Annotated in this window: 16 protein-coding genes and 1 other RNA gene; 13 read left to right on the top strand and 4 right to left on the bottom strand. The window is 52.3% G+C overall.

From position 1 onward, the window contains the following. The first annotated feature begins 565 nt into the window (after positions 1-565). The 3 genes from EC843_RS10400 (at position 566) to EC843_RS10390 (ending at position 3,048) form a co-directional block, all read left to right on the top strand. Entirely contained in the window at positions 566-1,426 is an 861-nt protein-coding gene (locus tag EC843_RS10400) for a small-conductance mechanosensitive channel MscS (protein ID WP_064543608.1), read from the top strand. A gap of 134 nt (positions 1,427-1,560) precedes the next feature. Then, positions 1,561-2,196 carry an arginine exporter ArgO gene (gene argO / locus EC843_RS10395; RefSeq protein ID WP_064543610.1) on the top strand — a complete coding sequence of 212 codons (636 nt, stop codon included), beginning with the start codon at positions 1,561-1,563 and terminating at the stop codon, positions 2,194-2,196. Between the two features lie 108 nt (positions 2,197-2,304). Continuing rightward, positions 2,305-3,048 carry an oxidative stress defense protein gene (locus tag EC843_RS10390; protein WP_064543611.1) on the top strand — a complete coding sequence of 248 codons (744 nt, stop codon included), beginning with the start codon at positions 2,305-2,307 and terminating at the stop codon, positions 3,046-3,048. Between the two features lie 351 nt (positions 3,049-3,399). On the opposite strand, the gene argP is transcribed toward EC843_RS10390, so the two are convergent. Next, positions 3,400-4,299, bottom strand: a complete 900-nt coding sequence (gene argP, locus EC843_RS10385; protein WP_133522217.1) for a DNA-binding transcriptional regulator ArgP — start codon at positions 4,297-4,299, stop codon at positions 3,400-3,402. Between the two features lie 167 nt (positions 4,300-4,466). On the opposite strand from argP, the gene rpiA reads away from it, so the two are divergent. The 3 genes from rpiA to EC843_RS10370 all read left to right on the top strand — a co-directional run bounded on the left by rpiA (position 4,467) and on the right by EC843_RS10370 (position 7,496). Next, a complete protein-coding gene (gene rpiA, locus EC843_RS10380) occupies positions 4,467-5,126 on the top strand; it encodes a ribose-5-phosphate isomerase RpiA (protein WP_064543615.1) in 660 nt (219 codons plus the stop codon). Between the two features lie 403 nt (positions 5,127-5,529). Beyond that, positions 5,530-6,768 carry a phosphoglycerate dehydrogenase gene (gene serA, locus EC843_RS10375; protein ID WP_064543617.1) on the top strand — a complete coding sequence of 413 codons (1,239 nt, stop codon included), beginning with the start codon at positions 5,530-5,532 and terminating at the stop codon, positions 6,766-6,768. A 116-nt stretch (positions 6,769-6,884) separates the two neighbouring features. After that, entirely contained in the window at positions 6,885-7,496 is a 612-nt protein-coding gene (locus EC843_RS10370; RefSeq protein ID WP_064543619.1) for a DUF2238 domain-containing protein, read from the top strand. Positions 7,497-7,498: 2 nt separating this feature from the next. On the opposite strand, the gene EC843_RS10365 is transcribed toward EC843_RS10370, so the two are convergent. The 3 genes from EC843_RS10365 to zapA form a co-directional block, all read right to left on the bottom strand. Further along, positions 7,499-8,095 carry a 5-formyltetrahydrofolate cyclo-ligase gene (locus EC843_RS10365; protein ID WP_064543621.1) on the bottom strand — a complete coding sequence of 199 codons (597 nt, stop codon included), beginning with the start codon at positions 8,093-8,095 and terminating at the stop codon, positions 7,499-7,501. Positions 8,096-8,120: 25 nt separating this feature from the next. After that, positions 8,121-8,304: non-coding RNA, 6S RNA (gene ssrS, locus EC843_RS10360), on the bottom strand. Between the two features lie 41 nt (positions 8,305-8,345). Continuing rightward, entirely contained in the window at positions 8,346-8,675 is a 330-nt protein-coding gene (gene zapA, locus EC843_RS10355) for a cell division protein ZapA (protein ID WP_034498319.1), read from the bottom strand. 168 nt (positions 8,676-8,843) lie between these two features. Between zapA and EC843_RS10350 the strand changes: the two genes are divergently transcribed. The 7 genes from EC843_RS10350 to gcvP all read left to right on the top strand — a co-directional run bounded on the left by EC843_RS10350 (position 8,844) and on the right by gcvP (position 18,138). Next, positions 8,844-9,422, top strand: coding sequence for a YecA family protein (locus EC843_RS10350; RefSeq protein ID WP_064543623.1), 579 nt, complete (start codon positions 8,844-8,846; stop codon positions 9,420-9,422). A gap of 24 nt (positions 9,423-9,446) precedes the next feature. Next, a complete protein-coding gene (gene pepP / locus EC843_RS10345) occupies positions 9,447-10,763 on the top strand; it encodes a Xaa-Pro aminopeptidase (protein ID WP_133522216.1) in 1,317 nt (438 codons plus the stop codon). Continuing rightward, a complete protein-coding gene (gene ubiH / locus EC843_RS10340; RefSeq protein WP_064543627.1) occupies positions 10,760-11,938 on the top strand; it encodes a 2-octaprenyl-6-methoxyphenyl hydroxylase in 1,179 nt (392 codons plus the stop codon). Before pepP ends, ubiH begins: the two co-directional genes overlap by 4 nt. Positions 11,939-11,963: 25 nt before the next feature. Then, complete coding sequence (gene ubiI, locus EC843_RS10335) at positions 11,964-13,166, top strand: FAD-dependent 2-octaprenylphenol hydroxylase (RefSeq protein WP_121814924.1); 1,203 nt, start codon at positions 11,964-11,966, stop codon at positions 13,164-13,166. Between the two features lie 458 nt (positions 13,167-13,624). Then, positions 13,625-14,722, top strand: coding sequence for a glycine cleavage system aminomethyltransferase GcvT (gene gcvT, locus EC843_RS10330; RefSeq protein WP_064543775.1), 1,098 nt, complete (start codon positions 13,625-13,627; stop codon positions 14,720-14,722). Positions 14,723-14,745: 23 nt separating this feature from the next. Next, positions 14,746-15,135, top strand: a complete 390-nt coding sequence (gcvH, locus tag EC843_RS10325) for a glycine cleavage system protein GcvH (protein ID WP_064543631.1) — start codon at positions 14,746-14,748, stop codon at positions 15,133-15,135. Positions 15,136-15,264: 129 nt separating this feature from the next. Next, complete coding sequence (gene gcvP, locus EC843_RS10320) at positions 15,265-18,138, top strand: aminomethyl-transferring glycine dehydrogenase (protein WP_064543634.1); 2,874 nt, start codon at positions 15,265-15,267, stop codon at positions 18,136-18,138. Positions 18,139-18,240 lie beyond the last annotated feature (102 nt).

Raw genomic sequence — 18,240 nt, 5'->3', positions numbered from 1 at the left:
CTTCTTCGTAGGTCGGATAAGCGCAGCGTCATCCGACACAACTGGCGTAAATGGTGGATGACGCTAACGCTTATCCACCCTACAAAACACATTTATCACCCTTTGTCAGTAATCTGAAACCCTGCCTTGTGCGGGGTTTGAGACTGATGACAAACGTCTTCGTAGGTCGGATAAGCGCAGCGTCATCCGACACAACTGGCGTAAATGGTGGATGACGCTAACGCTTATCCACCCTACAAAACACATTTATCACCCTTTGTCAGTAATCTGAAACCCTGCCTTGTGCGGGGTTTGAGACTGATGACAAACGTCTTCGTAGGTCGGATAAGCGCAGCGTCATCCGACACAACTGGCGTAAATGGTGGATGACGCTAACGCTTAGCCACCCTACAAAACACATTTATCACCCTTTGTCAGCAATCTTAAACCCTGCCTTGTGCGGGGTTTTTTGCATTTTTGTGGCAAAATTGTGACTAAGTTGGCATATTCTATTGTTTTGTTTAATCTTTAAAGTCTCTGTTGTGCCTTTGAGGCGCAGAATTTTGGTAATGACAAGGAACAGTGAATGGAAGATCTCAACGTAGTAGACAGTATTAATAATGCCGGAGGCTGGTTGGTGCGCAACCAGGCGTTACTGCTGAGCTATGCCGTCAACATTGTGGCGGCACTGGCGATTATTATCGTCGGGATGATTGTCGCTCGCGTGGTTTCCAATACCATCAACCGCGTGATGGTAGCGCGTAGTATTGATGCCACTGTAGCTGATTTCCTTTGTGCTCTGGTGCGTTACGGCATCATCGCTTTCACTTTAATTGCCGCTTTAGGGCGCGTGGGTGTCCAGACTGCGTCCGTCATCGCGGTGTTGGGTGCCGCAGGTTTGGCTATCGGCCTGGCGCTGCAAGGTTCGCTCTCTAACCTGGCGGCTGGCGTACTGCTGGTTACCTTCCGTCCATTCCGCGCGGGCGAGTATGTCGATCTCGGCGGTATTGCAGGTTCGGTACTGAATGTGCAGATTTTCTCCACCACGTTACGCACACTGGATGGCAAGATTGTCGTCGTGCCAAACGGCAAAATTATCGCCGGGAATATCATTAACTTCTCCCGCGAACCGGTGCGCCGCAACGAATTCATCATCGGTGTGGCATACGATTCGGATATCGACAAGGTTAAACAAATTCTGACCGACATCATCACTAGTGATGAGCGTGTGCTGAAAGACCGGGATATTACCGTGCGACTTAATGAGCTTGGGCCTTCTGCGATTAATTTTGTGGTGCGTGCCTGGAGCAACAGCAGCGATCTGCAAAACGTCTATTGGGATGTGCTGGAACGTGTTAAACGTGAGTTTGATGCGCAAGGGATCAGCTTCCCTTACCCGCAAATGGATGTGAATTTCAAACGCGTGAAAGAACCTGCGCAAGAGTGATTTTTCTGGGCCAGTTTCGGCTGGCCCCTGTTTTATTAGTTCTGCTTATAAACCATTAAAATTATCCATTTCCTCTAATAATATTTCCCCACTAAACTCTACTTCAATTGATACAAATTGAAGAGCAAATCACCGTGTTATCTTATTTCTTTCAGGGCCTTACACTGGGTGCTGCATTAATTCTACCACTCGGGCCGCAAAACGCTTTTGTTATGAACCAGGGGATTCGTCGCCAATACCATCTGATGATTGCTTCGCTTTGTGCAATCAGCGATTTGCTGCTGATTTGTGCTGGTATCTTTGGCGGTAGCGCGCTGTTGATGCAGTCACCGTGGTTGCTGGCCATTGTGACCTGGGGCGGCGTGGCATTTTTGCTGTGGTACGGTTGGGGCGCGTTGCGTACCGCGATGAGCAGCAGCGTGGAACTGGCTTCAGCGGAAGTTCTGAAACAGGGACGCTGGAAAATTGTCGCCACTGTGCTGGCTGTCACCTGGCTTAATCCGCATGTTTATCTGGATACTTTTGTAGTGCTCGGTAGCCTCGGTGGGCAACTGGCCGATGAACCAAAGCGTTGGTTTGCGTTGGGTACCGTGAGTGCATCAATTCTGTGGTTCTACGGCCTGGCCCTTCTCGCCGCCTGGCTTGCTCCCCGGTTACGCACTGCTAAAGCGCAGCGTATTATTAACGGCGTTGTCGGGTTGGTGATGTGGTTTATCGCATTGCAACTGGCGGCGGATGGGGTGCACCATATTTCTTCGCTGATAGGCTAATTCGCCTTAATCCGATAGACAAGTTACCATTACAGGCTAAGCTTGCTGCCAGACGCCCGTGGATTTTACGGGCGGAATGACAGTGGAATGTAGCATGGAGGTATTACAGTGAAGTTGAAAACTCTGGCATTAGCCGCTTTAGTTGGATTTGGTTCGGTTCCGGCATTGGCCGATGAGTTGCCAAATGGCCCGCATATCGTAACATCCGGCACTGCAAGCGTGGATGCTGTTCCTGACATTGCCACGCTCGCCATTGAAGTCAATGTGTCTGCTAAAGATGCGGTATCCGCTAAGAAACAAGCTGACGATCGCGTTGCACAGTATCTGACCTTCTTGCAGCAAAGTGGTGTCGAGAAGAAAGACATCAATGCCGCCAACCTGCGCACTCAACCAGAATACGAATATCTGAAAGATGGCAAAACGCAGCTGAAAGGCTATCGTGCCGTGCGTCAGGTTGAAGTCACACTGCGTAAACTCGACAAAATGAACGAGTTGCTTGATGGCGCGCTGAAAGCGGGTCTGAACGAAATTCGTTCCGTATCGCTTGGTGTAGCAAACCCAGAACAATACAAAGATAAAGCGCGTAAAGCGGCTATCGACGATGCATCTCGTCAGGCGAAACTGTTAGCCGAAGGCTTCAACAGTAAGCTGGGGCCGGTATATAGCGTGCGTTATCATGTTTCTAACTATCAGCCGGCGCCGATGGTGCGGATGATGAAAGCTGACGCAGCTGCACCAGTTTCTGCTCAGGATACCTACGATCAGCAGACTATTCAGTTTGATGACCAGGTTGATGTGGTGTTTGAACTGGGAGCGGCTTCCGCTCCGGCTACAGCCCCAGCAGCACAGTAAGACATTGATAGATGGTGGATGACGCTTGCGCTTATCCACCCTACAAAAGCGCAAAATTGTTGGTCGGATGATGCTTGCGCTTATCCACCCTACAAAAGCGCAAAATTGTTGGTCGGATGATGCTTGCGCTTATCCACCCTGCAAAAGCGCAAAATTGTTGGTCGGATGATGCTTGCGTTTATCCACCCTGCAAAAGCGCAAAATTGTTGGTCGGATGACGCTTGCGCTTATCCACCCTACAAAATCGTAAAATCGTAAAATCGTAAAATCGTAAAATCGTAAAATCGTAGGTCGGATAAGCGTTAGCGCCATCCGACAAAAAAAAGGCCGCTATTGGATTGCGGCCTTTTTCTATTCAGTGTCCTGCCTCAAAACCTTATGCCCGTACTCAAGCAGCGCGTCGGTGACATTTCTCATCATGCGGCTTTCTGGTGCGAAGCGGTGCCAGTACAGCATGCGGCGCTGCATCAAGCCTGGCGTCAGGTCGATCAATTCGCCGTTTTTCAGCTCTCTTTCGATTTGCAGATGCGGGATCATGCAGCATGTGGTGCCCTGACGCGCCAATTGTACAAACGCTTCCGATGAGTTAACGATGTGGCACGGGACGCTACCCGGCGACAGATCGAAGTTCTGTTGTAAGAACGCCTGGTGCATATCATCGAGATGGTCGAACGCCACGGCAGGGGCTTTTAACAGTGCCGAGCGGGTAACTCCGTTCGGGAAATAACGTGCGGCAAAGTCTTTCGAACCGACAAACAGATAATCCAGCGCTCCAAGTCTGTCGACCAGGCAGCTTGGCAATGGCTGTGGTTGAATAGAAACCGCGCCAACCACTTCACCACGGCGCAGGCGTTCCTGGGTTCGGGTTTCATCTTCAACCTGAAGATTCAGACGAATAGGGGAGTCGGCCAGAACCGGCGCTAAAGCAGGCAGCAACCAGGTTGCCAGGCTGTCGGCGTTGACCGCAAGTGACAGCAGTAGCGGGGTAGAACCGGTTTGTTCATCGCCCAGCCACTCTTCTTCAAGCAGTTCGACCTGACGCAGTAATGCCAGCAACTTTTGCCCTTGCTCGGTTGGACGAGGCGGAACAGTGCGTACTAACAATGGCTGGCCGAACATATTTTCCAGTTGCTTGATACGTTGCGAGACGGCGGATTGAGTAATACAGAGTTTTTGAGCGGCGCGCTCAAACCCTCGTTCACGAATTACGGCATCCAACGCCTGTAGCGTTCTATAGTCCGGGCGTTTCATTGTTGTTTGCTGACTCCTGTTTTTGTTATGGCTGCACTATGACATAAATTTGCCGCTGATCCAGACCAAATCCGCAATGTTCGTCCGAGTTCTGCGCCAATCGCAGGACATTTTTTGGCGGCTTGCTCTATAATGCGCGTCAGTTTTCACAGCACAGGCAATTAACCATGACGCAGGATGAACTGAAAAAAGCAGTCGGCTGGGCAGCATTACAATACGTGCAACCAGGCACTATCGTCGGTGTGGGTACCGGCTCAACCGCCGCACACTTTATTGATGCTCTTGGGACTATCAAACATCAGATTGATGGTGCCGTTTCTAGCTCCGACGCTTCCACCGCCAAACTGAAAAGCCTTGGTATCACTGTTTACGATCTCAACGAAGTGGATACCCTCGGTATCTATGTCGATGGTGCAGATGAGATCAACGGCCAGATGCAAATGATTAAAGGCGGCGGTGCAGCGCTGACCCGCGAAAAGATCATCGCGTCTGTCGCGGAAAAGTTTATTTGTATCGCCGATTCGTCCAAGCAGGTAGGCATCCTGGGTAACTTCCCACTGCCAGTGGAAGTCATTCCAATGGCTCGTAGTTGCGTGGCGCGCGCACTGGTCAAGCTGGGCGGTCGCCCGGAATACCGCCAGGGCGTAGTAACCGATAACGGCAACATCATTCTTGATGTTTACGGCCTCAGCATCGTTGAGCCTATCGCGCTCGAAAATGCGATTAACGGCTTGCCTGGCGTGGTCACCGTGGGGCTGTTTGCTAACCGTGGTGCGGATGTTGCGTTGATTGGTACTGCTGATGGTGTGAAAACCATTGTGAAATGATCTGGGGGGCGTTTTATACCCGTCATACTTCAAGTTGCAGGGGTGTTGGCTGCACTCACAAACCCGAATCACTTACCTGAGTTAGCTCATCGGGATTTGCTCACTTGCCGCCTACCTACAACTCGAATTATTTTGGGTATATACGCCCCATATCCGTATAAAAAATGACAAAATAATCTAACGCTAAATTTGGTGACATATGTCACATTTCTGCCAACCACCTGCTGTTCATTCCTGATTCTCTCTGCTACTCAGAGTTTTGTGCTGCCCCATGCCGCTTATTCCTTTTTTGCTTTGCGGACTACGCAATCGTTTATATTGCCCCGCCCGTATTTTTTGATATTTTGGCAGAAGGGTGTCTTATCACACAGCACAACATCAGTACTAAAAATAGGGTCGGGAAATGGCAAAAGTATCACTGGATAAAGACAAGATTAAATTCCTGCTGGTGGAAGGTGTACACCAGAAAGCCGTGGATAACCTTCGCGCAGCAGGCTATACCAACATCGAATACCATAAAGGCGCGCTGGACAGCGATGCCCTGAAAGAGTCGATCCGTGATGCGCATTTCATCGGTCTGCGTTCCCGTACCAACTTAACTGAAGATGTTCTGGCCGTGGCTGAAAGGCTGGTGGCTGTCGGCTGCTTCTGTATTGGTACAAACCAGGTCGACCTGGATGCTGCCGCTAAACGTGGCGTTCCGGTGTTTAATGCCCCATTCTCTAACACGCGTTCTGTAGCAGAACTGGTTATCGGCCAACTGCTATTACTGCTGCGTGGCGTTCCGGAAGCTAACGCCAAAGCACACCGTGGTGTGTGGAATAAACTGGCGGTTGGCTCTTATGAAGCACGCGGTAAAAAACTCGGCATTATTGGTTACGGCCATATCGGGACTCAGTTGGGGATTCTGGCTGAAGCGCTGGGTATGCACGTTTACTTCTACGATATCGAAAACAAACTGACGCTGGGTAACGCGACTCAGGTTCAGCATCTTTCTGACCTGCTCAACATGAGCGATGTGGTGAGTCTGCATGTGCCTGAAAATGCCTCTACCAAGAACATGATTGGCGTCAACGAACTGGCGCTGATGAAGCCGGGCGCACTGCTGATCAACTGCGCACGTGGCACGGTTGTTGATATTCCTGCATTGTGTGATTCGCTGGCGCGTAAGCATCTGGCAGGTGCTGCAATCGACGTATTCCCGACTGAACCGGCAACTAACAGCGATCCATTCACTTCGCCACTGTGTGAGTTTGATAACGTGATCCTGACTCCGCACATTGGCGGCTCGACTCAGGAAGCACAGGAAAACATCGGTCTGGAAGTGGCTGGCAAACTGGCTAAATATTCCGATAACGGTTCTACACTCTCTGCGGTGAATTTCCCGGAAGTTTCTCTGCCGTTACACGGTGGCAGCACCAGCCGTTTACTGCACATTCACGAAAACCGCCCGGGGATTTTGACCGCGCTGAACCAGATTTTTGCCGAGCAGGGCATCAACATCGCCGCTCAGTATCTGCAAACCACTCCGCAGATGGGCTATGTGGTTATTGATGTCGATGCAGAAGAAGATGTTGCTGAAGCTGCGCTGAAATCGATGAAGGCGATTCCGGGGACTATCCGCGCCCGTCTGCTGTACTAATTAAATAATTGGGGAGCTAATCTGGCTCCCTACTTGACTCTTAAAATCCGTTTCCAGAGTTGTTTTTTTCGCGTGTCCCACTGATAGTTAAGCTTTTAGTCATACGGCGAAGCTACATGACCAGTACATTCTTAAAATCCGGTGCCTTTATACTTCTGCTGATTCTCATCTATACGGGGTTTAGCACTACGGATCGGCTCACCTGGCTGATGGAAGTGACTCCAGTCATTATCATTGTTCCTCTGCTTTTAGCGACCCACTCGCGTTTTCCCCTTACGCCATTGCTCTATTTTTTGATTTTCCTGCATGCCATTATTTTGATGGTTGGCGGTTTATACACCTACGCCAAAGTGCCGATGGGTTTTGAGGTTCAGGAGTGGTTGGGTCTGAGTCGTAATCCCTATGACAAGCTTGGCCATTTTTTCCAGGGGCTAGTTCCTGCGCTGGCGGCACGTGAGATTTTGATTCGTGGTGGCTATGTTCATGGGCGCAAAATGGTCGCGTTTCTGGTGTGCTGCATAGCACTCGCCATCAGTGCCGTATATGAACTGATTGAATGGGCGGCAGCGCTGGCATTGGGGCAGGGGGCTGACGAGTTTTTGGGGACTCAGGGTGATATTTGGGACACGCAATCAGATATGTTTTGTGCGCTTCTTGGCGCACTGACCACGGTCTTGATATTGCAATACTGGCATACCAAACAACTGCTCAAGCTGCGTATCGCCTGACGCTACCATTCCCAAACTCGCGATGGCGTCACCACTGCGGGCAAGGGAATATCCCACTCTTCAGCGGGTAAGGCCGGAACATGCTGGCAATCATGTGCCAGCCCAACCGGCCACAAACCATGCTGCTGCCAGTTTTGCAACGTCCTGTCGTAGAAACCACCGCCCATTCCCAGCCTTTGTCCTTGCTCATCAAACGCGACTAATGGCGTAATCAGCACATCCAGTTTATCCAGCGGCAATACATCACGGACATCAAGCTTCGGCTCAAGAATCTTCAGGCGATTCATCACCAAATGGCTATTTTCGCTATAGCGCAAAAACAACAGGTTGCCTTTGCTGAATGGATGAAGCACCGGTAGATAGACCGATTTTCCTGCTCGCCATAACGCACGGATGAGTGGTGTGGTGTCCAGTTCGCCATCAAATGACAAAAACAGGGCGACGGTACCGGCATCGGTTACCGGCTGATATGCCAGCATTCGTTCGGCTGCAAGATGAGCAAAGTGTTGTTGTTCAGTGGGGGTAAGCGCACGGCGTCGTTGCCGAATGTGTTGTCTGATTTCTTGTCGAAGCGATGGAATTAGCTGAATTTTCGTCATAGCGATGACTGGTTGGTAGAAAGAGGGAATCTCCGAGATGCCGCCGCAGGCTGTAACCCTTGAACCCTTGGTTCAAGGTGAATGCAGCGTCAGAATCATCAGGCTTCTCGGACGGACCGAGCATGCTCACAGAATCTGGAGCACCACATTCTTGTGGTATGAAATATCGGCTCAGGGGACTGGCCCGCATGCAAACATCTCAGAGAAATTTGGTCTTCAAAGTTACTCTACCATAGGTAACCGTGAAGTGTTATTCAAAATTTGGACCCTGTCTTTCAGTTATGCGACCTTGCTCAAGCAACGCTTGTTCGATGGTCTGCTGTAACATCCGAATACGTTCTTCCATGTTAGAAGCGTAGTCGCGGGTTTTCGATTTTTCCTGAGCCAATTCGTAGCAAATGTTCAATGCTGCGATGAAAACTAACTGCTCAGTATTTGTGACTCTAGTGCGAACTTTTAAATCTTGCAACCGCTGATCAAGCTCTTGAGCCGCAAGATTCAGTGCATCCTGTTGTTCAGGCGGACAATTCACGCGCAATGAACGACCGAAAATTTGGATATCGACTGGTTGTGCAGACATGCCACCTTCCTGCTGTTAACTCGCCTGCCTCTCGCTAACCTGTGCCAGGCTACGAAAGGGGCGTCACTATAGCTATCCCGAAATGAAGATACAAGCCCTTTTCTGGTGCCTTGGGGTCCCTGGTGGTAGCATAACATGAACTCTCACAGCCAACGATGGCGAATGCGCATGTCTATACAGAACACTATGCCTGACTACGACTTAGTCGGCCAACTATTGAACCAACAAGGTGTCGGTATGACGCCTTCAGAAATGCACGGCTTAATCAGCGGTATGCTATGCGGTGGTAATCAAGACACCAGCTGGCAACCGCTGCTTCATGACCTGACAAACGAAGGCCTGGCCTTCAGCCAAAACCTTGCGGATACTCTGCGCCAGATGCATGGTGCAACCGGTGATTCGCTTGAAGATGACGGTTTTCTGTTCCAGCTTTACCTGCCAGATGGCGACGACGTAACGGTATTCCAGCGAGCTGATGCGCTGGCGGGGTGGGTAAACCATTTCTTACTTGGCCTGGGTGTCACGCAACCTAAGCTCGATAAAGTGACCGGTGAAACCGGTGAAGCTATCGACGATTTGCGTAACATCGCGCAATTGGGTTACGACGAAGACGAAGATCAAGAAGAGCTGGAAATGTCGCTCGAAGAGATCGTCGAGTACGTGCGCGTGGCGGCATTGCTGTGTCACGACACCTTTACCCGCCCGGTTCCGACCGCGCCAGAAGTGCAAAAACCAACGCTACACTAAAAATAATAAGCTTCAGGAGGTGTGATGAATCAGCACGAATTTCTCCGGCGCCGCCAGGCGTTGTTGGCCAAAATGGCTCCGGCAAGCGCCGCGCTCATCTTTGCCGCTCCCGAGGTAACACGCAGTGCCGACAGCGAATACCCGTATCGCCAGAATAGCGATTTCTGGTACTTCACCGGTTTTAACGAACCTGAAGCGGTATTGGTGTTGATTAAAAGCGACGAAACCCACAACCACAGCGTTCTGTTTAACCGCCTGCGCGATAAAACCGCTGAAATATGGTTTGGTCGCCGTCTGGGCCAGGAAGCCGCACCAGAAAAACTGGGCGTTGACCGTGCGCTGGCGTTCTCCGAAATCGGCGAACAGTTGCACCAACTGCTTAATGGCCTCGATGTGGTTTACCACGCGCAGGGCGAATATGCCTGGGCTGACACCATCGTTTTTGCTGCACTCGATAAACTACGCCGCGGTTCTCGCCAGAATCTCACCGCTCCGGCTACCTTAACTGACTGGCGTCCGTGGGTTCACGAACAGCGTCTGTTTAAGTCGGAAGAAGAAATTGCGCTGATGCGTCGTGCCGGTGAAATCACCGCACTTGGGCATACCCGAGCGATGGAAAAATGCCGTCCAGGGATGTTTGAATATCAGCTCGAAGGTGAAATCCTTCACGAATTTAACCGCCACGGTGCGCGCTTCCCGTCTTACAACACCATTGTTGGCAGCGGTGAAAATGCCTGCATTCTGCATTACACCGAAAACGAGAGCCAAATGCGCGATGGCGATTTGGTACTGATCGACGCCGGTTGTGAATACCACGGCTATGCGGGCGATATCACGCGTACCTTCCCGGTGAACGGTAAATTTAGCGCACCGCAGCGGGCGATTTACGACATCGTGCTCGAATCCCTCGAAACCTCTCTGCAACTCTATCGCCCTGGCACCTCAATGCAGGAAGTCACCACGCAAGTGATTCGCATTATGGTGACGGGCCTGGTCAAGCTCGGCATTCTCCACGGTGACGTAGATAAGTTGATCGCCGAAAACGCGCACCGTCCGTTCTTTATGCATGGTCTGAGCCATTGGTTAGGGCTGGATGTTCACGACGTCGGCGTTTATGGCGCGGATCGTTCACGCAAGCTTGAGCCTGGAATGGTGATTACCGTGGAGCCTGGTTTGTATATCGCGCCTGATGCAGATGTTCCCGCCGAGTACCGCGGTATTGGGATTCGTATTGAAGACGATATCCTCATCACCGCCACCGGCAATGAAAACCTGACAGCCAGCGTAGTGAAGTCGGCAGACGACATCGAAGCGTTAATGGCGGCGGCGCGTCACTCATGAGCGTGATTATTGTCGGCGGAGGCATGGCTGGGGCGACGCTGGCGCTGGCTATTTCCCGTTTAACTCACGGTAAGTTGCCGGTTCATTTAATTGAAGCGGTGGCCCCGGAATCTGCGGCGCATCCTGGTTTTGATGCGCGAGCTATCGCGATTGCGCAGGGGACTTGCCAGCAATTGACGCGTATCGGCGTGTGGCCTGCCATCAAAGACTGTGCAACCCCGATTACCACGGTTCATGTCAGCGATCGCGGCCATGCCGGTTTCGTCACGCTGGATGCGCAGGATTATCAGATTCCGGCACTAGGGCAAGTCGTGGAACTGCATGATGTCGGGCTGCGTTTGTTCGCTTTACTGCGCAAAGCACCGGGCGTGGCATTACATTGCCCGCAGCGCGTTGCCTCGTTCACCCGTGAAACCGATAAAGTCAGCGTCCAGTTGGATAACGGTGAGCGTATTGAAGGTAAATTGCTGGTGGCGGCGGATGGCTCTCGCTCGCCGCTCGCCGCGCAATCTGGCATTACCTGGCAGCAACAGGATTACCATCAGGTTGCGGTGATCGCCAACATCACCACTTCACAACCGCACAACGGGCGCGCGTTTGAGCGTTTTACCGAGCACGGCCCGCTGGCGATGTTACCGATGTCCGACGGACGTTGTTCGCTGGTGTGGTGCCATCCATTATCCGCTCAGGCTGAAATTGCCCAGTGGGATGACGAGCAATTTTGTAATGAACTGCAACGCGCATTTGGCTGGCGGCTTGGGCGAATCACACATGCGGGCGCGCGCGCGCAATATCCGCTGGCACTGACCACGGCGACGCAGTCGGTTTCTCACCGCGTTGCGCTAGTGGGCAATGCTGCGCAAACGCTACATCCGATTGCCGGGCAAGGCTTTAACCTCGGCCTGCGCGATGTGATGTCGCTGGCTGAAAACCTCGCCGCTGCACATGAAGCTGCCCAGGATATTGGCAGTTATGCAGTTCTGGCTGAATATCAGCAACGTCGTAGCGAAGATAAAATTGCCACCATTGGCGTGACCGATGGCTTAGTTCAGGTATTCGCTAACCATTGGGCTCCACTGGTGATGGGGCGCAATCTTGGGCTGATGGCGATAGAACATTTTACCCCAGCGCGAGACGCGCTGGCTGAGCGTACTCTCGGCTGGGTTGCGCGTTAAAACAGGTTTGTTAAAGGAGAGTAATTTGCAAAGCGTTGATGTGGCGATTGTTGGTGGTGGCATGGTGGGTCTGGCGGTTGCCTGCGGCCTGCAAGGCAGCGGTTTGCGTGTTGCGGTGCTGGAGAACCATCTTCCACAGCCGCAAGCACCTGAATCTGCCCCGGCTTTACGTGTCTCGGCCATCAATGCCGCCAGCGAAAAGTTGCTGACTCACCTTGGCGCGTGGCCGAAAATTATCGCCCAGCGTGCCAGTTGTTATCACGGCATGGAAGTGTGGGATCAAGACAGCTTTGGGCATATCGCTTTTGACGATAAAACCTTTGGCTTCAGTCACCTTGGTCACATCGTCGAAAACGCCGTTATCCATCATGCTTTATGGCAACGCGCGGAACAATGCAGCGATGTCACCCTGATGGCGCCTGCCGAATTGCAGCAAGTCGCATGGGGTGAAAACGAAGCGTTTATTACCCTTAAAGACGGTGCGATGCTGACTGCACGCTTAGTGGTTGGTGCTGATGGCGCAAACTCCTGGCTGCGTAACCAGGCGGATATTCCACTGACGTTTTGGGATTATCGCCATCATGCGTTGGTGGCGACCATTCGCACTACTGAACCCCATCAAGCGGTGGCTCGCCAGATATTTCACGGCGAGGGCATTCTGGCTTTCCTGCCGTTAAGCGACCCACATTTATGTTCGATTGTCTGGTCGTTGTCACCGCTGGAAGCGGAACGTCTGCAACAGGCGAGTGCTGAAGAATTTAACCAGGCGCTGTCGGTGGCATTCGATATGCGCCTTGGATTGTGTCACGTTGAAAGTGAACGCCAGGTGTTCCCGTTGACTGGCCGCTACGCGCGTAATTTTGCCGCGCACCGTCTGGCGCTGGTGGGCGACGCCGCACACACCATCCATCCGTTAGCCGGGCAGGGTGTGAACCTTGGGTTTATGGATGCCGCTGAACTGATTGATGAAGTGCGTCGTTTGCACCGCCAGGGTAAAGACATCGGCCAGTATTTATATCTACGGCGTTACGAGCGCAGCCGCAAGCACAGTGCGGCGATGATGCTTGCCAGCATGCAGGGTTTCCGTGACCTATTTGCCGGTCAAAATCCGGCGAAGAAACTGCTGCGTGATATTGGCCTGAAACTGGCTGATACCCTTCCTGGTGTGAAATCAAAGCTTGTCCGTCAGGCGATGGGGCTACACGATTTACCGAGCTGGCTTCGTTAAACACTCCTCATACTTGCGAGTTGCAGCCGCAGCGCTGCAACTCGAATGACTTAGCGCATCCAATGTGACTGAGATCACCTTCCCTCATTTGAAAAATTCTAATCTCACCCCTTATCTCGGATTACTTTTTCTCATCCCACGTTTTTAGCGTTGTAGTGAAATTGTTTCTGAAATGGTCGTAAATGTTAGCTAACACTAAATTTTGACTTAAACACTTCTTAATTATGCGCAGCGTCTCGCATTTTTGCAGTCGAATACTCTGCATCATGCCTCCCTGGTTTTGGTCATAAGCTAATGCAATGACGGTTTGTGCCTTATGGTTTACTCCCCCATTCAGTGGTAAGTTCAGACAAAAGGTAACGTTTGCGTCGCCCTCGGGATCGATGGTGATGCTGGGTTTCGTCTGACGAAAAGGAAAGCGAACAGCGCTTTTCAACCAGATGGTTAAAGAGGAAAAAATGACTCAAAAGACCCCTTTGTTTGAACAGCACAATCTCTGCGGTGCACGTATGGTGGATTTCCATGGCTGGATGATGCCATTGCACTATGGGTCGCAGATTGATGAGCACCACGCAGTGCGCAACGATGCCGGTATGTTTGATGTTTCACACATGACCATTGTTGATCTTAAAGGCAGCCGTACCCGCGAATTCCTCCGTTACTTAGTGGCAAACGACGTTGCCAAACTGACCCAGCCGGGTAAAGCCCTCTACACCGCCATGCTCAACGCCTCCGGCGGTGTCATCGATGACCTGATTATCTATTTCCAGAGCGAAGATTATTTCCGCCTGGTGGTGAATTCCGCCACGCGTGAAAAAGACCTGGCCTGGATTAATCAACACGCCGAACCGTTCAGCGTTTCTGTCACCGTGCGTGATGACCTGGCGCTGATTGCCGTTCAGGGGCCAAACGCTCAGGCCAAAGCTGCGCAGCTGTTTACCGAAGAACAGCGTAAAGCAGTGGCAGGCATGAAACCCTTCTTCGGTGTTCAGGCGGGTGACCTGTTTGTTGCGACCACCGGTTATACCGGCGAAGCGGGTTACGAAATTGCTATGCCAAATGAGAAAGCGGCCGAATTTTGGGCGCAACTCGTTGAGGTTGGCGTGAAGCCTTGCGGACTGGGCGCGCGTGACACACTACGTCTGGAATCCGGCATGAACCTCTACAGCCAGGAAATGGATGAAAGCGTTTCTCCGCTGGCTGCCAATATGGGCTGGACCATCGCCTGGCAGCCAGAAGACCGCGATTTCATTGGCCGTGAAGCACTGGAACTCCAGCGCGAGAAAGGCACCGACCAGCTCGTTGGCTTGATCATGACCGAAAAAGGCGTATTACGTAATGAGCTGCCTGTTCGCTTTACGGATGAATCAGGCAACATTCATGAAGGCGTAATCACCAGCGGGACATTCTCACCAACGTTGGGCTACAGCATTGCTCTGGCACGCGTTCCTGCGGGCATTGGCGAAACAGCCATTGTGCAAATCCGTAACCGAGAAATGCCGGTGAAAGTGACTAAACCTATTTTTGTTCGCGGCGGTAAAGCTGTCGCGCAGTGAATTTCGAAATCAGGAGAAAAACAATGAGCAATGTGCCGAACGAATTGAAATACAGCAAAGAACACGAATGGCTGCGTAAAGAAGCTGATGGGTCTTACACCGTAGGTATCACCGAACACGCGCAAGAGCTGCTGGGCGATATGGTGTTTGTCGACCTGCCAGACGTTGGCTCCACGGTCAGCACTGGCGATGATTGCGCCGTGGCTGAATCTGTAAAAGCGGCCTCTGACATTTACGCACCTATCAGCGGTGAAATCATCGCTGTGAACAACGAGCTGAGCGATACGCCAGAGCTTATCAACAGCGAGCCATACACTGGCGGTTGGATCTTCAAAATCAAAGCTAGCGACGAATCCGAACTGGACGAATTGCTGGATGCAACGGCGTACGAAGCGCTGTTAGAAGACGAGTAATCGACACCGACTCATCCCCTCGCCCCTTTGGGGAGAGGGTTAGGGTGAGGGGAATATCAGCACATCAACCCTCACCCCGGCCCTCTCCCTGAGGGAGAAGGGGGAAACACACATCAGGAATCACCGCTCATGACCCAGTCTTTACGTCAGCTTGAAAATCACGAAGCGTTTATCGACCGTCACATTGGACCGAACGCACAACAGCAACATGAAATGCTGGAAACAGTAGGTGCTCGTTCGCTTAACGAGCTGATTGCTTCAATCGTTCCTGCTGATATCCAGCTTGCTGAGCCACCGCAGGTGGGTGAGGCTGCTACGGAATTCGCGGCCCTGGCTGAATTAAAGACCATTGCCGGACGTAACAAGTGTTTTAAAACCTATATCGGCATGGGTTACACCGCGGTGCAAACGCCACCTGTCATCTTGCGTAACATGCTCGAAAACCCAGGCTGGTATACCGCGTACACCCCGTACCAGCCTGAAGTTTCACAAGGCCGTCTTGAAGCTCTGCTTAACTTCCAGCAAGTGACTCTGGATTTAACCGGTCTTGATATCGCCTCGGCTTCTTTGCTGGACGAAGCAACCGCTGCCGCAGAAGCGATGGCGATGGCTAAACGCGTCAGCAAACTGAAGAACGCCAACCGCTTCTTTGTTGCCGCCGACGTACATCCACAGACGCTGGACGTAGTACGCACCCGTGCTGAAACCTTCGGCTTCGACGTCATCGTTGATGACGCGGCGAAAGTGCTCGATCATCAGGACGTGTTTGGCGTGCTGCTGCAACAAGTGGGTACCACCGGTGAAGTCCATGACTACAGCGCTCTGATTGTTGAGCTGAAACAGCGTAAAGTCATCGTGAGTGTTGCCGCTGACTTTATGACACTGGTTCTGCTGACTGCACCTGGTAAACAAGGTGCTGACATCGTATTTGGTTCCGCACAGCGTTTTGGCGTGCCAATGGGTTACGGTGGCCCGCATGCTGCATTCTTCGCAGCCCGTGATGAATTCAAACGTTCTATGCCAGGCCGTATTATCGGTGTTTCCCGCGATGCTGCGGGCCGGACTGCGCTGCGCATGGCGATGCAAACTCGCGAGCAACATATCCGCCGCGAAAAAGCCAACTCCAATATTTGTACTTCCCAGGTTCTGCTGGCAAACATCGCCAGTCTGTATGCGGTGTTCCATGGCCCGGCTGGCCTGAAACGTATTGCCGGGCGTATCCACCGTCTGACCGATATTCTGGCGGCTGGCCTGCAACAAAAAGGTCTGGTGCTGCGTCACAAACATTGGTTCGACACTCTGTGTGTTGAAGTCAGCGATAAAGCCGCTGTGTTGGCACGCGCCGAAGCCAATGAAATCAACCTGCGTAGCGATATTCTGAACGCGGTTGGCATCACGCTGGATGAAGCGACTACCCGCGAAGATGTGCAGGCGCTGTTCACGGTGTTGCTGGGCGATAACCACGGTCTGGACATCGACAAATTAGATCAAAACGTTGCGGGTGACAGCCTGTCTATACCGGCAGCTATGGTGCGTAATGACGAATTCCTGACGCATCCGGTGTTCAATCGCTACCACAGCGAAACCGAAATGATGCGTTATATGCACTCGCTTGAGCGCAAAGATCTGGCGCTCAACCAGGCGATGATCCCACTCGGCTCTTGCACCATGAAGCTGAACGCGGCCGCTGAAATGATCCCAATCACCTGGCCGGAATTTGCCGAACTGCACCCGTTCTGCCCGGCAAACCAGGCGGAAGGTTACCATCAGATGATTTCCCAGCTGTCTGACTGGCTGGTGAAACTCACCGGTTACGATGCGCTGTGTATGCAGCCAAACTCCGGTGCTCAGGGCGAATATGCGGGCCTGCTGGCGATTCGTCGTTATCACGAAAGCCGTAACGAAGGCAGCCGTAATCTGTGCTTGATCCCAAGTTCTGCTCACGGCACCAACCCGGCGTCAGCGCAAATGGCTGGCATGGAAGTGGTCGTGGTGGCGTGTGATAAACAAGGCAATATCGATCTTCACGATCTGCGTCTGAAAGCCGAACAGGCTGGCGATGCGCTGTCTTGTATCATGGTGACTTACCCGTCAACCCACGGCGTGTACGAAGAAACGATCCGTGAAGTGTGTCAGATCGTGCATCAGTTCGGCGGCCAGGTTTATCTGGATGGCGCGAACATGAACGCACAGGTGGGGATCACTTCTCCGGGTTACATCGGCGCGGATGTTTCGCACCTTAACCTGCACAAAACCTTCTGCATTCCACACGGCGGTGGCGGTCCAGGTATGGGGCCAATCGGCGTGAAAGCGCACCTGGCACCGTTTGTACCAGGCCATAGCGTGGTGCAGATTGAAGAGATGCTGACTCAGCAGGGCGCGGTTTCCGCAGCACCATTTGGTAGCGCATCCATTCTGCCAATCAGCTGGATGTACATCCGCATGATGGGCGCGCAGGGTCTGAAGAAGGCAAGCCAGGTGGCAATCCTGAATGCCAACTATATTGCGACTCGCCTGAAATCTGCTTTCCCGATTCTCTACACCGGGCGCAGTGGGCATGTGGCGCATGAATGTATTCTCGACATTCGTCCATTGAAAGAAGAAACCGGCATCAGCGAGCTGGATATTGCTAAGCGCCTGATTGACTTCGGTTTCCACGCGCCAACGATGTCGTTCCCGGTAGCGGGTACGCTGATGGTTGAGCCAACGGAATCTGAAAGCAAACTGGAGCTGGATCGCTTTATCGACGCGATGCTGACTATTCGCACCGAAATCGACCGCGTTGCGCGTGGTGAATGGCCGCTGGAAGATAACCCACTGGTTAACGCACCGCACACTCAGGACGAAATCGTTGCTGACTGGACGCACCCGTACACCCGCGAACTGGCAGTGTTCCCGACAGGCCATGGCAACAAATACTGGCCGACCGTGAAACGCCTGGACGATGTGTTCGGTGACCGCAATCTGTTCTGCTCTTGCGTGCCGATGAGCGAATATCAGTAAGTTTTAACACCACCCTCACCCTAACCCTCTCCCTGATGGAGAGGGGATCCGTTCGGTTTTCTCCCTCTCCTGGGGGAGAGGGGCGGGGTGAGGGCGCTACAA

The sequence above is a fragment of the Buttiauxella sp. JUb87 genome (assembly GCF_004361975.1).
GTDB classification, from domain to species: domain Bacteria; phylum Pseudomonadota; class Gammaproteobacteria; order Enterobacterales; family Enterobacteriaceae; genus Buttiauxella; species Buttiauxella ferragutiae.
The sequence above is the reverse complement of the archived record's forward strand: the minus strand, read 5'-3'. Positions and strand labels throughout refer to the sequence as shown.